Source organism: Aliirhizobium wenxiniae, from assembly GCF_014201355.1.
Lineage (GTDB): Bacteria > Pseudomonadota > Alphaproteobacteria > Rhizobiales > Rhizobiaceae > Neorhizobium > Neorhizobium wenxiniae.
In genome coordinates, this window is record NZ_JACHEG010000002.1 from 848,536 (window position 1) to 863,118 (window position 14,583).

The window sequence follows — 14,583 nt, forward strand, 5'->3', positions numbered from 1 at the left end:
TATCCACAGCCTGCCCATATTCTTGCCTCTTTGACTTGCCCTACCAGCCAAGCCGGGACATTTTGCCCCGTCTTTTGGATCAGATCCGTATGAGGGGTAAGGATGAAATCGCCTAAATTGCTGCTGGCTGTGGCCGGCATGATGCTTGCGGCCATCGCCACGACGGCACCGGTCGAAACCGCCAGCGCTCAATCTCAATCGACCGCCAGCGATGTCGCGCCAAAGGTTCGCAACAAGGAAGTTCCGGCGAAATTCCAGCGCCGAAGCGTGCGCTTCACCACCAACGAAGCGCCCGGCACGATCATCGTCGATACCAACAACAAGTTCCTCTACTACGTCGAAGGCAAGAACCGCGCGACGCGTTACGGCATCGGTGTCGGCCGCGAAGGTTTCGGTTGGTCGGGTGTGGTGTCGATCGGCCGCAAGGCTGAATGGCCGACCTGGACGCCGCCGGCTGAAATGCGCGCCCGCGAAGCCCGCCGCGGCATCAAGCTGCCGGCAGTCCAGCCCGGCGGTCCGGACAACCCGCTCGGCGCCCGCGCCATGTATCTCTACAAGGGTGGCCGAGACACGATCTTCCGCATCCACGGCACCAACCAGCCCTGGTCGATTGGCCTCAACCTGTCTTCCGGCTGCATCCGCATGATGAACAAGGATGTCGAGCATCTTTATGCCCGCGCTCCGGTCGGCTCCAAGGTCGTCGTTATCGGACCCGGATCAAAGCCCGGCGACGTTGCCTTCAAGGATCGTGGCATCGACATTTTCCGCACGATTTTTGGCGGTTGATACATGATGGCGGAGGGGCGATCCGGGATCGCCCCTCACGCAAATCACAAGCTGATGCTCATATGACACATCTTGGTTACATCCATGTCATATCGCCGCGCTATCTCGGACCATCGACATTCGAGCGGACCGAACCATGCGCATTTTCGCGACAGCATTCCTCTCCTCAGCAGCCTACCTGACGTTTCTCGCGTGGCCCGCGCTTTCGGGCGATTTCGAAATATCAGGCTATGGCGGTTACCAGACCTCGCCGCATAGCGACATAACGGTTTCCGACGGTCCGGATTTCCGTGCCGGCTGGGATACCAAGCCGTTTGCGAACCCGCCCTATTGGGGTGTGCGCGGCACATACTGGTTCGACGAGGGCCAGCTCGCAAACTGGGGCATCTCGCTCGATTATACCCATGCCAAGGTCTATGCCGATGACAAGACGCTGGATCGTAGCGGCTGGGACCATTTCGAATTCACCGACGGCCTCAACCTTCTGACCGTGAACGCGCTTTACAAGTTCGACATCGAAGGCAGCAAGTGGGCGCCTTATCTGGGCGCCGGCGTTGGCATCAACGTGCCGCATGTGGAAGTTACCCGCGCAAGCGGCACAACTTTCGACTACCAGTTCGGCGGCGCGACAGTGCAAGCACAAGCCGGCCTCCGTTACCAGTTCACCGATAACTGGTCGGCCTTCGCCGAATACAAGGGCAATTACTCCTGGGTCGATGTCGATATCGACAATGGCGGCAAGCTCAAGACGGAAATCCTCACCAATGCGGTGAATTTCGGCGTGAACTACAGGTTCTGAGCGGAAGCACTTCTCGATCCTGTGCCTTTCGCAAGGCAAGTCTGTAGGCAAGATGCCCCTCCCATCTCGCCATCATGCTCGGACAAGCCGGGCATGACGAAGGAGGGTTGCCGAGTTTCCAGACTGGCTCAATGCTTCGCCGGTTCCTTCGCAAAAGTGAGTTTCGCCGGCTTCTCGCCGCCATAAGCCCAATCCAGCAATTCCACTGTGTGGACGATCGGAATGGCCGTGCCCGAGCCTATCTGGGTCATGCAGCCGATATTGCCGGTGGCGATGACATCCGGTTTCGTCGCCTCGATATTCTTCACCTTGCGGGCCTTCAACTCGGCAGAGATATCCGGTTGGAGGATGTTGTAGGTACCAGCGGAGCCGCAACAGAGATGCCCTTCCGCAGGATCGCGGACGGTGAAGCCGGCATTCTTCAACAGCAGTTTGGGTGCCAGCGTGATCTTCTGGCCGTGCTGCATGGAGCAGGCGGAGTGATAGGCGACGTTGAGACGTCTCTGTTCCTGCCGCGGCAGATCGAGCGTCGAGAGATATTCGGTAATGTCGCTGGCCAGCGCCGATACCCTTGCCGCCTTTTCCGCATAGGCCGGATCGAGCCGCAGCATGTGGCCGTAATCCTTGATGGTCGTGCCGCAGCCGGATGCGGTGATGATGATCGCGTCGAGGCTCTTGTTGTCGATCTCGCGTGTCCAGACATCGACGTTGCGGCGGGCGAAATCGAGCGCCTCCTCCTCACGCCCCATATGATGAACAAGCGCGCCGCAACACCCCTCGCCTTCAGGCAAAATGACCTCGATACCAAAGCGGGCGAGAAGCCGGATTGTTGCTGAATTGATGCCCGGATCGAGCACGGATTGCGCACAGCCCGAGAGGATCGCCACCCGCCCCCGCCTTATGCCGCGAATGGGCTGGGCGCCGCGCATGACCGTTTCCTGCCGCACTGGTGCAGATTGCGGTGCGAGATAGAGCATGGCGGCGAGTGGCCTCAGCGCCTTGACCTGCTTCAACAACGGCGCGAAAGGGCGGCCGAATTTTGCCAGCGTCAGCGCCGTGCGGAAGCGTGCCGGATAGGGCAGAACGGCGGCAAGCAGGCTGCGGATCAACCGGTCGATCAGCGGGCGCCTGTAGGTGTTTTCGATATGGACGCGGGCATGATCGACCAGATGCATGTAGTCGACGCCGGAGGGACAGGTGGTGACGCAGGAGAGGCAGGAGAGGCACCGGTCAATATGGGTGGCGACTTCCTCATCCGCCGCACGGCCGTTTTCCAGCATGTCCTTGATCAGGTAGATGCGGCCGCGCGGGCTGTCGAGTTCGTTGCCTAAAGTCACATAGGTGGGACAGGTGGCGGTGCAAAAGCCACAATGGACGCAGCGCCGCAGGATCTTTTCGGATTCGGCGACGTGCGGATCTTCGAGCTGTTCGGGGGTGAAGGATGTTTGCATCAGAAGGTCCCTCGGATGGTCGAGGTTGCCAACCCCCCTCTGCCCTGCCGGCTTGCCCGGGCCGAGCCACGTGTCTCGTCCCGCTCTTCGAGCTCCCCACAGGTGGGGAGATCACAAGCGGCTGGACCTTCGCCCATTTCTCCGACCACATCACAAGCGGTGATTTCGCCCAGGTTCGCTTGGGGCAAGAAGATGCGCCCAGCTGATCTCCCCCCTTGTGGGGGAGATGCCCGGCAGGGCAGAGGGGGGTAACGCAGTCGCATAGTCATCATCATCCCCCCATTTTCCCCGAACAAAAAATTCCCGCCGGATCGAGCTTTTCCTTCACGCGCGCAGAAAGCGCAGCAATAGCATCCGGCAGCGGCTCAAAGGTCGGGATTTCGGCATGTGCCGCTTCCGATGCCCTGATCAGGGTTGCGTGACCGCCGCCGAGTGCGCGGATGTAGCGGCGGACAAGTTCGGCTTCGGGGTCTGCCTCCATGCGCATCCAGACCAGTCCTCCCTGCCAGTCGTAGAAGGCATCGATGCCGGCCTCCAGCCGCAGTGCCGAGACCAGGTGATAACCGGCGCTCGGGGCGACCGAGACCCGCCAGAGCGGTTTTTCCGTGCCATCGGCGTAAGGGACAACGTTGCGGATCTCGCGCCAGAGCGTGAGGCTCCGTTCCATACCGAGCGTCGCCACCGGCCCGAAGGCCTCCATGACGGCGGCAAGTTTTTGCGCCCGGACCTCTATGGATGGTCCAAGCCCTTCAAGCCGCAATACCGTCGCCTCGCCGTCCGGCAGGCGACCGTTGATGAAGCGGGAGCGGACACTGGCCGGCAGGTGTGCCGCGCCTGAGATTTCAACCGGCAAGGCCACGGCCGCAGCCATCGCCTTTGCCGCCATCTCGTCGTCGAGGCTGGAGATGACAACCGTCTCCACGGCAGGCGGAACGGGGAGCACGCGGAAGGTGACTTCGGTGATGAAACCGAGCGTGCCCCGCGAGCCGGCAAGCAGCTTCGTGAGGTCGAGACCGGTGACGTTCTTCATCACCCTGCCGCCGGCGCGGATGATTTCGCCGCGGCCATTGACGAAGCGGAGACCGAGAAGGCTGTCGCGGGCTGCCCCTGCGGTGAAACGGCGGGGGCCGGAAACATTGGCGGCAAAGACGCCGCCGATGGTCGGCTCGCCTTTGGTTGCGAGAATGCCGCGATGATCCATGGGTTCGAAAGCCATCATCTGGCGGTTGGCGGCAAGGGCCGTTTCCACCTCGGAAACCGGCGTGCCGGACCTGACCGTCATCACCATTTCGGCGGGATCATAATCGACGATGCCGGTGAGGCCGCGGGAGCTGATCGGTTCGGCTGGCTGGTTCGCCCTGGAAAAACCACGGGTGTTGTTGCCGCAGATCGCAAGCGGCTTGCGATCGGCTGCAGCATTGCGAATGACATAGGCGGCATCGGCTTCGGTATTGGGGATCAGCATGCGGGGGATGCTCCCCGCCTTGCTTTCAGGTGGTGGTCACGGAATGAGACGCCAATCGAAAACATAGACCTCATCCCCTCCCCTCCAGCGGAAACACTTTTGACGGATTGAGGATCCAGCCCTCGTCAAACGCTGCGCGCACCGCCATCTGCTGCGAAAGCTCGGCCGGCGTATATTGATGGCGCATCAGGTCGCGTTTTTCGATGCCGACGCCGTGTTCGCCGGTGAGGCAACCTCCGGCATCGACGCAGAGTTTCAGGATCTCGTTGCCGGCCTCTTCGGCCTTCATCGCCTCTTCAGGGTCATTGGCGTTGAACAGGATCAGCGGGTGCATGTTGCCGTCACCCGCATGGAAGACGTTGGCGACGCGCAGGCCGAAGCGATCGATGATTTCCGACGTCTTTTTCAGCACATAAGAGAGCTTTCCGAGCGGCACCGTGCCATCCATGCAGATGTAATCAGCGATGCGGCCGGTGGCACCGAAGGCGGATTTGCGGCCTTTCCAGATCAGTGCCGCCTCGGTTGCCGACTGGCATTCGCGCACGGTCATGACCTGATGTCGGCGGGCGATCTCGACGATGTTTTCCAGCGTGGCATCCATTTCCGCTTCCGAGCCTTCGACCTCGACGATCAGGAGTGCGCCGACATCCAGCGGATAACCGGCCTTGGCGAAGGCCTCGCAGATCTCGATCGCCGGCTTGTCCATGAATTCGATGGCGACCGGGATGATGCCGGCGGCGATGATATCGGCCACACAGGCGCCGGCTTCCTCAGATGTCGAGAAGCCGAACAGAACCGGGCGGGCGCCTTCCGGTTTGGCGATCAGGCGAACCGTCGCCTCGGTGACGATGCCGAGCTGGCCTTCCGAACCGCAGACGAGACCCAGGAGATCATAACCAGCAGCATCCAGATGCTTGCCGCCCAGTTCGATCACCTGGCCATCGACCAGGACCAGCTTGACGCCGAGAAGATTGTTGGTGGTGACACCGTATTTCAGACAGTGCGCACCGCCGGAATTCATGCCGATATTACCGCCGATGGTGCAGGCAAGCTGTGAACTGGGATCGGGTGCGTAAAAGAAACCATCCACCGCCACGGCTTCGGAAATACTCAGATTGGTGACGCCGGCCTGCACCGTCGCGGTGCGGTTGGCATAGTCGATCTCGATGATGCGCGACATGCGCGACAGGCCGAGCACGACCGCATCCTCCTGCGGGATGGCGCCGCCCGAAAGCGAGGTACCGGCGCCGCGCGGCACGACCGGGATACCGTAGCGATGGCAGTATTTCATCACCGCCGCCACCTGCGAGGTGGTGCGTGGTAGAACGACGGCGAGCGGCATGCGGCGATAGCTGATGAAGGCATCGGTTTCGAAGGGAACCAGCTCTCGCGCCTCATGGATGACGCAATCGGCCGGCAGAAGGCCGCGCAGATCATCGATGATGGTTGCCCTGCGAGACAGGACATCCTGCTTCGGCGGCAGAAACTGGATTGGCTGCGGCATGCATTCCTCCCTCGCATGTCTCAATCGCAACCTATTTCATGACGCCGGGACGCTTCAACTTATTCTTGATGAATGTTGCTTCGATGCGTTCGCCATGCACATTTCGGCAACATTTCGAGGAAAGTTGAACAGGTGTGCAATAAGCTGTTGACGTCTCAGTTTATCGACCCCCTTATATTTAGCTGAGTAAGGGTTTTTAACGGGTGATTCACGATCAAATTCGATCCCGACACCTCGTTAATCCTGGCGCAATCATTATATTAGTAAAATGAAACTCTCGGAGGTGTTTTCTAAATTGGGCCTAATGAACCGTATCGCCAGCAATCTTCGTCTCATGGTGCAGCGCCCCCCGCGCCAGCAATATGCTGCGATCTGCTATCGCGCTGCCAAGCGCGGCGAATTCGAGGTTCTGGTTGCCACCAGCCGCGATACCGGTCGGTGGGTGATTCCCAAGGGCTGGCCCATGGAAAACAAGCTGGCGCATCAGGTCGCCGAGCAGGAAGCCAGAGAAGAGGTCGGCGTCAAGGGCAAGGCCGAGAAAAAGCCTTTCGGCTTTTACCACTACCGCAAGGGTCTCGATAACGGCATCAAGGTGCCGGTGCGCGTGCAGGTTCACCTCCTGAAGGTCGAAGGCAGCTGCAAGGACTTCAAGGAAAAAGGCGTGCGGCAGATCGAGTGGGTTTCTCCCGAAGAGGCCTCCAACCGGGTGAATGAGCCGGAACTGAAAATCCTGATGCTGCAGTTTGCCGAAAAGATGCGCAAACCGGTTCAGGATCTCGCCGCGGTTGGCACTCTCGCCATAAAAGCCACGGGCTGAGCAAGCTCTTCGGCCCAAGATCATAATCTCTTCAAAAGCGAGCGCTAAAAAAGCTTCGGGATAAACCGGAGCAAGATATCCAAGCGCCGCTCCCTACCGATAAAACGAAGCATGGCCCAACAGAAGCCGCGTCTGGCAAAACCGACGCTCGACAAGGATCTGGAGAAACTCTCCTCGGTGGAAGACGCCGCGCGGCATACGGCGCGCGGACTTGCCGGTCCGGGCGTGGCGTTGCTCTTCATCATTCTGGCCGCGATTTTTGCTTCGACCTATGTGACAGGCACATCCGGCTCCGTCATCGTCATCGCCGCTGCGGCACTGGCCGGCTATATGGCGATGAACATCGGCGCAAACGACGTGACCAACAATATCGGTGCCGCCGTCGGTGCGCGCGCCATGACGATGGGCTTCGGCCTTGCACTGGCGGCTGTCTTCGAGGTGGCAGGCGCGGTACTTGCCGGCGGCAATGTCGCCACCACGATTGCCAGCGGCATCACCAACGGGGCGCTGATTTCCAGCCCTAACGTGCTGATCTGGGCGATGATGGCGGCGCTGCTTGCCGCTGCCGTGTTGATCAACATCGCGACCTGGGCGAGCGCGCCCATCTCGACCACCCACTCGATCGTCGGTGCGGTGATGGGCGCCGGCATCGCCGCCGCCGGCTTCGGCGCGATCAACTGGGGGCTGGTCGCGGGCATTACCGCAAGCTGGGTCGTCTCACCGGTGCTTGGAGCGATGATCGCCGCGGCCTTCCTGTTGCTGGTCAAGGAAACGATCATCTACCGCGAAGACAAGATCACTTCAGCCAAGACATGGGTGCCGGTGCTGATCGGTATCATGACCGGGGTATTTGCGGGCTATCTGACACTTGTCGGCGGCAACCAGCTGCGTGCACCCTCGCCTTATCTGGCAAGCCTGGTGACGGTCGTGACCGGTCTTATCGCCTGGCGGGTGCTGATCCCGGTGATTGCGCGGCAGGCGGAGGGGCTGGAAAACCGTAACCAGTCGCTCAGAAAGCTCTTTCGCATTCCGCTGATCCTGTCGGCGGCGCTGATGTCGTTTGCGCATGGAGCGAATGACGTGTCGAACGCGATCGGACCATTGGCGGCGATCGTCGGAGCGGTTCAGGACGTGGCCACCGGCAGCGTGCACCGGATGCCCGGCGTACCACTGTGGGAACTGGTGATCGGCGGGTTGGGCATTTCGCTCGGGCTTCTGCTTTACGGGCCAAAACTGGTGCGGCTGGTGGGTGCCGAGATCACAAAGCTCAACCCGATGCGGGCCTATTGCGTCTCGCTGTCGACGGGACTGACGGTGCTCGTCGCTTCCTGGATCGGCATGCCGGTCTCGTCCACCCATATTGCTGTCGGCGCAGTGTTCGGCGTCGGGCTTTTCCGCGAATGGTATACCCGCAATTCCAAGCGGCGTTACGAATATATGCGGGTACGGTCCGGCAGGGACATCCAGCTCGAGCCTGAAGAGCGCGAGGCTGGCGAGCACAATGACGACGAGATGAAACGGCGCTACCTGGTGCGCCGTTCGCATATCCTGAGCATTCTCGTTGCCTGGATTATCACGCTTCCGGCCGCGGCGGGCCTTGCGGCGATCATTGCTACGGTTATGTTTGCGCTGTTTTTGTAAGAGAAGATCATGCGCGCCAATTTTCGCCTTCAGCGGCTTTTCGTCGATGCTCCCCTGTCTGCCAACAGCCTGTATGAGGTATCGAGCGAGCAGTTCAACTATCTCGCCAACGTGCTGAGGCTGGAAGCCGGTGCGAAGGTTCTGGTCTTCAACGGGCGCGACGGCGAATGGCTGGCCGAGATCACCTTCCCCAGCCGCAAGAAGATCGTGCTTCAGCCGATCGAGCAGACAAGGCCGCAGCCGGAGACCTCCGACCTGCATTATCTGTTTGCGCCGCTAAAAGTCGGCCGGCTGGATTATCTGGTGCAGAAGGCCGTGGAGATGGGTGCCGGTACGATGCAGCCGGTGATGACCCAGCATGTGCAGGGCAAGATCACCAATCTCGACCGATTGAGAGCGAATGTGACGGAAGCTGCCGAACAGTGTGGCGTGCTGTCGATCCCGGAGGTTTGCGAACCGCGCAAGCTTGCCGATATACTCGAGCGCTGGTCTGAAGACCGGCGGATCATCTTTTGTGATGAAGGCGACGAGGGCCAGAACCCGCTGCCGATTCTGGCCAAGGTAAAAGAGAAAAAGCTTGCGCTGCTGGTTGGCCCGGAGGGCGGATTTTCGGAGGAGGAACGCAGCCTCTTGCGCTCGCTGCCCTACGTGACGGCGATACCGCTCGGGCCGCGGATCCTACGGGCTGATACGGCGGCGGTTGCAGCACTGGCGGTCATTCAGGCGGCGATCGGGGATTGGAAGTAAAGGACGGCCATTGCAGACTTGCCAAAGCGCAACAGATGGCACTGTTTTTCTGAACTGATCTTGAAACAAATTCGCTTGCACCGCAGATGAATCCAGTCCAATCAGCCGGACGATAATCAGTCTGGCTTATCAATCAGACATTCCGACCAAGGTATTTTCATGGCGCGCGACACGACCGACCAGACACCACTTTCCTCGGTCTCCGAGCTTTCCGCCTATCTGGCACAGGGCTCGCGCCCGAAAGACAAGTTCCGCATTGGCACGGAACACGAGAAATTCGTGTTCTTCCGCAAGGATAACAGCCCGGTTCCCTATTTCGGCGATGCCAGCATTTCCGCGCTTTTGAAGGGCATGCAGGAAAGGCTCGGCTGGGAGCCGATCATGGACGGCGAAAACATCATCGGGCTTGGTGAACAGTCCGGCATGGGCGCGATCTCGATCGAGCCCGGCGGGCAGTTCGAACTGTCCGGCGCGCCGCTGGAAACGATCCACGAGACCTGCAAGGAATCCAACAAGCATCTGGCGCTGGTCAAAGAGATCGCAGAGCCGATGGGCATCCGTTTTCTCGGCCTCGGCGGCAGCCCGAAGTGGTCGCTGGCCGAGACGCCGCGCATGCCGAAATCCCGCTACGACATCATGACCCGCTACATGCCGAAGGTCGGCGCCAAGGGGCTCGACATGATGTACCGCACCTGCACGATCCAGGTGAACCTCGACTTTTCCTCCGAGGCCGATATGGCCGCCAAGATGCGGGTATCGATGAAGCTGCAGTCGATCGCGACCGCGCTCTTCGCCTCCTCGCCGTTTACCGAAGGCAAGCCGAACGGTCTTCTCTCCTGGCGCGGCGATATCTGGCGCGATACGGACAACCGGCGCTCCGGCACCCTGCCCTTCGTCTTCGATGCGGATTTCGGTTTCGACCATTATGTCGAATGGGCGCTCGACGTGCCGATGTATTTCATCGTTCGCGACGGCAAATATCACGACTGCACGCATGTGACCTTCCGCCAGTTCATGGCCGGCGCGCTGAAGGGCGAGGTGGCCGACTGGCAACCGAACATGGGCGACTGGACGAACCACCTCTCGACGCTTTTCCCCGACGTTCGTCTGAAGCGTTTTCTTGAAATGCGCGGCGCAGACGGTGGCCCGTGGCGCCGGATCTGCGCACTGCCGGCCTTCTGGGTCGGCCTGCTCTATGACGATGCAGCACTTGCCGAAGCCGAGGCGCTGACGGCAGACTGGACATTCGAGGATGTCGTGGCGATGCGCGATGCCGTTCCGGCACAGGGTCTCGCCGCGACGATCAAGGGCCGTCCGGTTCTGGATGTGGCGCGCGATACAGTCCGGATTTCGACGGCTGGCCTCAAGGCGCGGGCGAAACTGAACGGTGACGGCCAGGACGAAAGTGTGTTCCTGCAGCCACTCGAGGAAGTGCTGGCGAAGAAGGCGACGCTTGCCGACGACCTGCTCGGGTTGTTCAACGGCCGCTGGAATAGCTCGGTGGAGCCGGTCTTCGACGAATACCAGTATTGATGAAAAGGCCCGCTTCGGCGGGCTTTTCTTTGCTCTACACAAAATAAAAAAAGGCCCGGCGCGGGTGTCCGGCCGGGCAAGAGGCAGGGTTATTGGCTTACCCTGCGGGGAAAATCATACTCAAATTGATGCACGCGGTCAGCGAGCTGGCGGCCGGGCGAACCGCGTGCGGGCGCGCTCGCGAGCGGCTCTTGCCAGAAGCAGAGACGGATCATCCAGCGCGGCGGAACGATCAAGTGCGGTCACGACATCACGGCGGCTAAGTCCGATATCGTCGAGCATATGATCATCCAATTCAAAAAGCGGATGTGCCGCAATGCGGTTACGGATGGCGCGCCATGCGGATTTGATGCGCACGAACACGGCCGTCTGGAAAATTGCAGACTGCGCTGTGGCCGGAGCCTTCACAAGCTTCAAATCGGTTCCGCATTCGGTCGTGCTCATCGGGGTATCCTTTCATCGGGCACGGTCAAAGGCTTTCCGACTGCCAATGCGGGCGGATTGCCGGTGAGACATTTGCGCCGTTTGCGACAGCGCCTCTGTTCGAGAATTGCAGGTGTTATCGGTTAATCGTATTGATCAGTCCAACGAATGTTTCTAATGATGATTATCAAGTTCACTGATGGATGACGCTCATGTCCGCTCCTCTCGATATCGACCAGCTGCATACTTTCATCGCCATTATCGACACCGGCAGCTTCACCAAGGCTGCGGACCGGGTGTTCAAGACGCAATCTGCCGTGTCGATGCAGATGCGCAGGCTTGAAGAGCGGATAGGCAAGCAGCTGTTTGCCAAGGACGGGCGCGGCAACCGCCTGACCGCCGAGGGCGAGAAGCTGATGAATTACGCCCGGCGCATCATCCGGCTGAACAACGAGGCGATCGCCGCCTTCGACGACAACCGGCTGGAGGGCACGATCCGGATCGGCACTCCCGACGATTATGCCGATCGCTACATGCCGGAAATCATCGGCCGGTTCGCCAAGACGCATCCGAATGTGGAGCTCTATATCGTCTGCGAGCCGTCGGTCAGCCTCGGCGAAAAGATGGCGCGGGGCGAACTCGATATCGCGCTCGTCACCCATAACCCGCGGCAGCGGATTTCCGACGTGGTGCGCACCGAGCCGCTGTGCTGGGTGGCATCAGCCAACCATCCGCTGAAGGACGATGCGCCGGTGCCGCTTGCGGTGGGACGTCGTGACTGTCTGTGGCGCCAGCTTGCCTGTTCGGCACTGGACGCGGATGGGCGCGAATATCAGGTTCTGTTCACCAGCTGGTCTTCGACCGTCATTGCGGCTGCGATCCTTGCCGGTATGGCGGTGTCTGTTCTGCCGGAATCGGCGCTTCGGCCGGGCATGAAGGTGCTGACGGCCGCAGACGGTTTTCCGCCGCTGCCGCCGGTGCAGATCGGCCTGATGAAGCGGCCGGGGCTTTCTCCGTCGTTGATGAACGCGATCACCGACCATATCACCGCCTGCCTCGACAACATCTCGCCTGCCGCCCTGCCCGACGATCTGGACGGAGAGGTGAAGAGCTTTGCCCGACAGGCGCGAGCTCGATCGGGCCAAGTGATGACGGGGTGGTGAGATCACCGTCAGCGTTTCATTTTCCAACGCGGCTGCTAAAGCACGTCGCGATCTTTCAGATTCGCTTGCCGTGTTTTAGCTCTTTGTTTTTGCGCATGTCCCCCGAAACCGGTGACGCTTTCGGGGGACATGCTGTAACGGTTGAAGAAGACACTCTCACCTCATAAGCTTGAGGTGCGGCATAGTCGCCGTTAGATTGGAATTTCTTATCATGCTCACACTTCGCCAGATGCGCTATTTCGAGGCGCTTGCTGCCACGCGGCATTTCGGCAAGGCGGCGGCGATGGTGCATGTCAGCCAGCCGGCGCTTTCAACCCAGATCATGGAAATGGAAGATCATCTGGGCGCGCAACTGGTGGAGCGCAATCGCGCCGGCGTGCTTTTGACCGCCAAGGGTGAGGCTGTGCTGGCACGCATCCGTGTCATCCTTGGCGCCGTCGACGAGCTGGAAGAAACAGCGCGACGCAAGAGCGGTGTCCTGGCCGGGCCGATCCGCATCGGCATCATTCCAACGGTCGCGCCCTATCTGGTGCCGAAACTGATCCCTCATCTGCGTCAAGCCTACCCGGAAATCGAGATCGAGCTGAAGGAGACGGTGACCGACCGGCTCGTTGCCGAACTTCTCGACGGGCGTCTAGATGCTGTGATCGCGGCGCTGCCCGTGGAAGCAGAGACACTTGAGGTCAGGCCCTTGTTCGCCGACCGGTTCTTCATGGCGATGGCGAAGAACGACCGGGAGGTGCTGACCTCGCCGATGACGGAAAATCAGGTGGATGCCGACCGGCTGCTGTTGCTTGAAGAAGGGCACTGCCTGCGCGACCAGGCGCTTGCAGTCTGCAGTGCCGCAGGCAAAAGGAGCCTCGTCAATTTCGGCGCAACCTCAATGTCGACGCTGCTGCAGATGGTATCCCACGACATGGGAATGACGTTGATCCCCGAAATGGCGCTTGCCTCGGAAACCGCCCGAAACAACCTGATAATCGTGCCGTTTGCCGATCCCGCTCCGTCTCGCGAGATCGGATTGATATGGCGAAAATCCAGCGGGCGTTCAGAGGACATGTCTGCCCTGGCGGCAGCGATTATCGAGACAGCCCCGAAGCAGAAATGAGGGGCGCTGAGCACCCCTCACCCGATACTGGATCAGGCCGCGAGGTCTAGGACGATACGGCCGTCGATCTTGCCCTCTTCCATGCGGTGGAAAATGGCATTTATATTTTCCAGCTTGTCCCAGGAGAAAGTCGCGGCAACCTTGCCTTCCCCAGCGAAGACCAGCGATTCCTCAAGATCCTGACGGGTGCCGACAATGGAGCCGCGCACAGTGATGCGCTTCAGAACCGTATCGAACACCGGCAGCGATATATAACCCGGTGACAGGCCGACCAGCGCCATCGTGCCCCTGGAGCGCAGGAATCCGTAGGCCTGCTCCATCGCCTTGGGCGAAACGGCGGTAACCAGCGCGCCATGCACGCCGCCGGTCGCCTTCTGCACCTGCTCGATGGCATCGGCATCGCGGCCATTGACTGTGATGTCTGCGCCAAGCTTTTTCGCCAGATCCAGCTTTTCATCAAAAATATCGGCGGCCACAACATGCATTCCCATGGCCTTGGCATATTGAACCGCCATATGGCCGAGGCCGCCGACGCCGGAGATGACCACCCATTCGCCGGGCCGGACCTCAGTTTCCTTCAGCCCCTTATAGACGGTGACGCCGGCGCAGAGCACGGGAGCGGCTGCGCCGAATTCGAGATTATCCGGCAGGCGGCCACAGAAATCCGGATCGGCCAGACCATATTGCGCAAACGTGCCGTTGACGGAATAACCGGTATTCTGCTGGCTGCCGCAGAGCGTTTCCCAGCCGGTGCGGCAAGGCGAGCATGCGCCGCAGGCGGTGTGTAACCACGGCACGCCGACGCGATCGCCTTCCTTGATACGGGAGACGCCGGCACCGAGTTTGGCGACATAGCCGACGCCCTCATGGCCGGGAATGAAGGGGGGATTGGGCTTTACCGGCCAATCGCCATTGGCGGCATGAAGATCGGTGTGGCAGACACCTGTTGCTTCGTATTTTATCAGGACCTGACCCGGGCCTGGATCGGGGATCGCCACTTCCTCGATGACGAGCGGCTTTCCGAATGCACGTACGACGGCGGCCTTCATTGTTGATGCCATTTCATCCTCCTCACAAGCGATGACATTCGGCTGAGCGCTTGCTCGCCGCGACCGTGGAGAGAAAAGAAGCCGAACTGACACATGT

13 protein-coding genes are annotated in these 14,583 nt (G+C 60.4%); 8 read left to right on the forward strand and 5 right to left on the reverse strand.

Annotated features, from left to right (window positions below):
* Nucleotides 1-102 precede the first annotated feature (102 nt).
* Complete coding sequence (locus tag HNQ72_RS12120) at nt 103-786, forward strand: L,D-transpeptidase (RefSeq protein ID WP_183992491.1); 684 nt, start codon at nt 103-105, stop codon at nt 784-786.
* 136 nt (nt 787-922) lie between these two features.
* Complete coding sequence (locus HNQ72_RS12125; protein ID WP_183992492.1) at nt 923-1,585, forward strand: outer membrane protein; 663 nt, start codon at nt 923-925, stop codon at nt 1,583-1,585.
* A gap of 128 nt (nt 1,586-1,713) precedes the next feature.
* Here the strand turns inward: HNQ72_RS12125 and glcF are convergent, their stop codons facing one another.
* The 3 genes from glcF to HNQ72_RS12140 all read right to left on the reverse strand — a co-directional run bounded on the left by glcF (nt 1,714) and on the right by HNQ72_RS12140 (nt 6,005).
* Entirely contained in the window at nt 1,714-3,036 is a 1,323-nt protein-coding gene (glcF, locus tag HNQ72_RS12130; RefSeq protein WP_183992493.1) for a glycolate oxidase subunit GlcF, read from the reverse strand.
* A gap of 271 nt (nt 3,037-3,307) precedes the next feature.
* Nucleotides 3,308-4,501, reverse strand: a complete 1,194-nt coding sequence (locus tag HNQ72_RS12135) for an FAD-binding protein (RefSeq protein ID WP_183992494.1) — start codon at nt 4,499-4,501, stop codon at nt 3,308-3,310.
* Between the two features lie 70 nt (nt 4,502-4,571).
* The gene (locus HNQ72_RS12140; protein WP_183992495.1) at nt 4,572-6,005 is read right to left on the reverse strand and encodes an FAD-linked oxidase C-terminal domain-containing protein; all 1,434 of its coding nucleotides are present in this window, start codon (nt 6,003-6,005) and stop codon (nt 4,572-4,574) included.
* Between the two features lie 334 nt (nt 6,006-6,339).
* Between HNQ72_RS12140 and HNQ72_RS12145 the strand changes: the two genes are divergently transcribed.
* The 4 genes from HNQ72_RS12145 to HNQ72_RS12160 all read left to right on the forward strand — a co-directional run bounded on the left by HNQ72_RS12145 (nt 6,340) and on the right by HNQ72_RS12160 (nt 10,743).
* A complete protein-coding gene (locus HNQ72_RS12145) occupies nt 6,340-6,822 on the forward strand; it encodes an NUDIX hydrolase (RefSeq protein WP_183993112.1) in 483 nt (160 codons plus the stop codon).
* A gap of 111 nt (nt 6,823-6,933) precedes the next feature.
* Entirely contained in the window at nt 6,934-8,463 is a 1,530-nt protein-coding gene (locus HNQ72_RS12150) for an inorganic phosphate transporter (protein WP_183992496.1), read from the forward strand.
* Between the two features lie 9 nt (nt 8,464-8,472).
* On the forward strand, nt 8,473-9,210 hold the full coding sequence (locus HNQ72_RS12155) for a 16S rRNA (uracil(1498)-N(3))-methyltransferase (RefSeq protein WP_183992497.1): 738 nt from the start codon (nt 8,473-8,475) through the stop codon (nt 9,208-9,210).
* A 159-nt stretch (nt 9,211-9,369) separates the two neighbouring features.
* Nucleotides 9,370-10,743, forward strand: a complete 1,374-nt coding sequence (locus tag HNQ72_RS12160) for a glutamate--cysteine ligase (RefSeq protein WP_183992498.1) — start codon at nt 9,370-9,372, stop codon at nt 10,741-10,743.
* Between the two features lie 138 nt (nt 10,744-10,881).
* Here HNQ72_RS12160 and HNQ72_RS12165 read toward each other — a convergent pair whose 3' ends face one another.
* Nucleotides 10,882-11,187, reverse strand: coding sequence for a YjiS-like domain-containing protein (locus tag HNQ72_RS12165; protein ID WP_183992499.1), 306 nt, complete (start codon nt 11,185-11,187; stop codon nt 10,882-10,884).
* Nucleotides 11,188-11,378: 191 nt separating this feature from the next.
* Between HNQ72_RS12165 and HNQ72_RS12170 the strand changes: the two genes are divergently transcribed.
* Together HNQ72_RS12170 and HNQ72_RS12175 are read left to right on the forward strand one after the other, a co-directional pair.
* The gene (locus HNQ72_RS12170) at nt 11,379-12,329 is read left to right on the forward strand and encodes a LysR substrate-binding domain-containing protein (protein WP_183992500.1); all 951 of its coding nucleotides are present in this window, start codon (nt 11,379-11,381) and stop codon (nt 12,327-12,329) included.
* Between the two features lie 211 nt (nt 12,330-12,540).
* On the forward strand, nt 12,541-13,437 hold the full coding sequence (locus tag HNQ72_RS12175; protein WP_183992501.1) for a hydrogen peroxide-inducible genes activator: 897 nt from the start codon (nt 12,541-12,543) through the stop codon (nt 13,435-13,437).
* Nucleotides 13,438-13,469: 32 nt separating this feature from the next.
* Here HNQ72_RS12175 and adhP read toward each other — a convergent pair whose 3' ends face one another.
* A complete protein-coding gene (adhP, locus tag HNQ72_RS12180; RefSeq protein WP_183992502.1) occupies nt 13,470-14,498 on the reverse strand; it encodes an alcohol dehydrogenase AdhP in 1,029 nt (342 codons plus the stop codon).
* Nucleotides 14,499-14,583 lie beyond the last annotated feature (85 nt).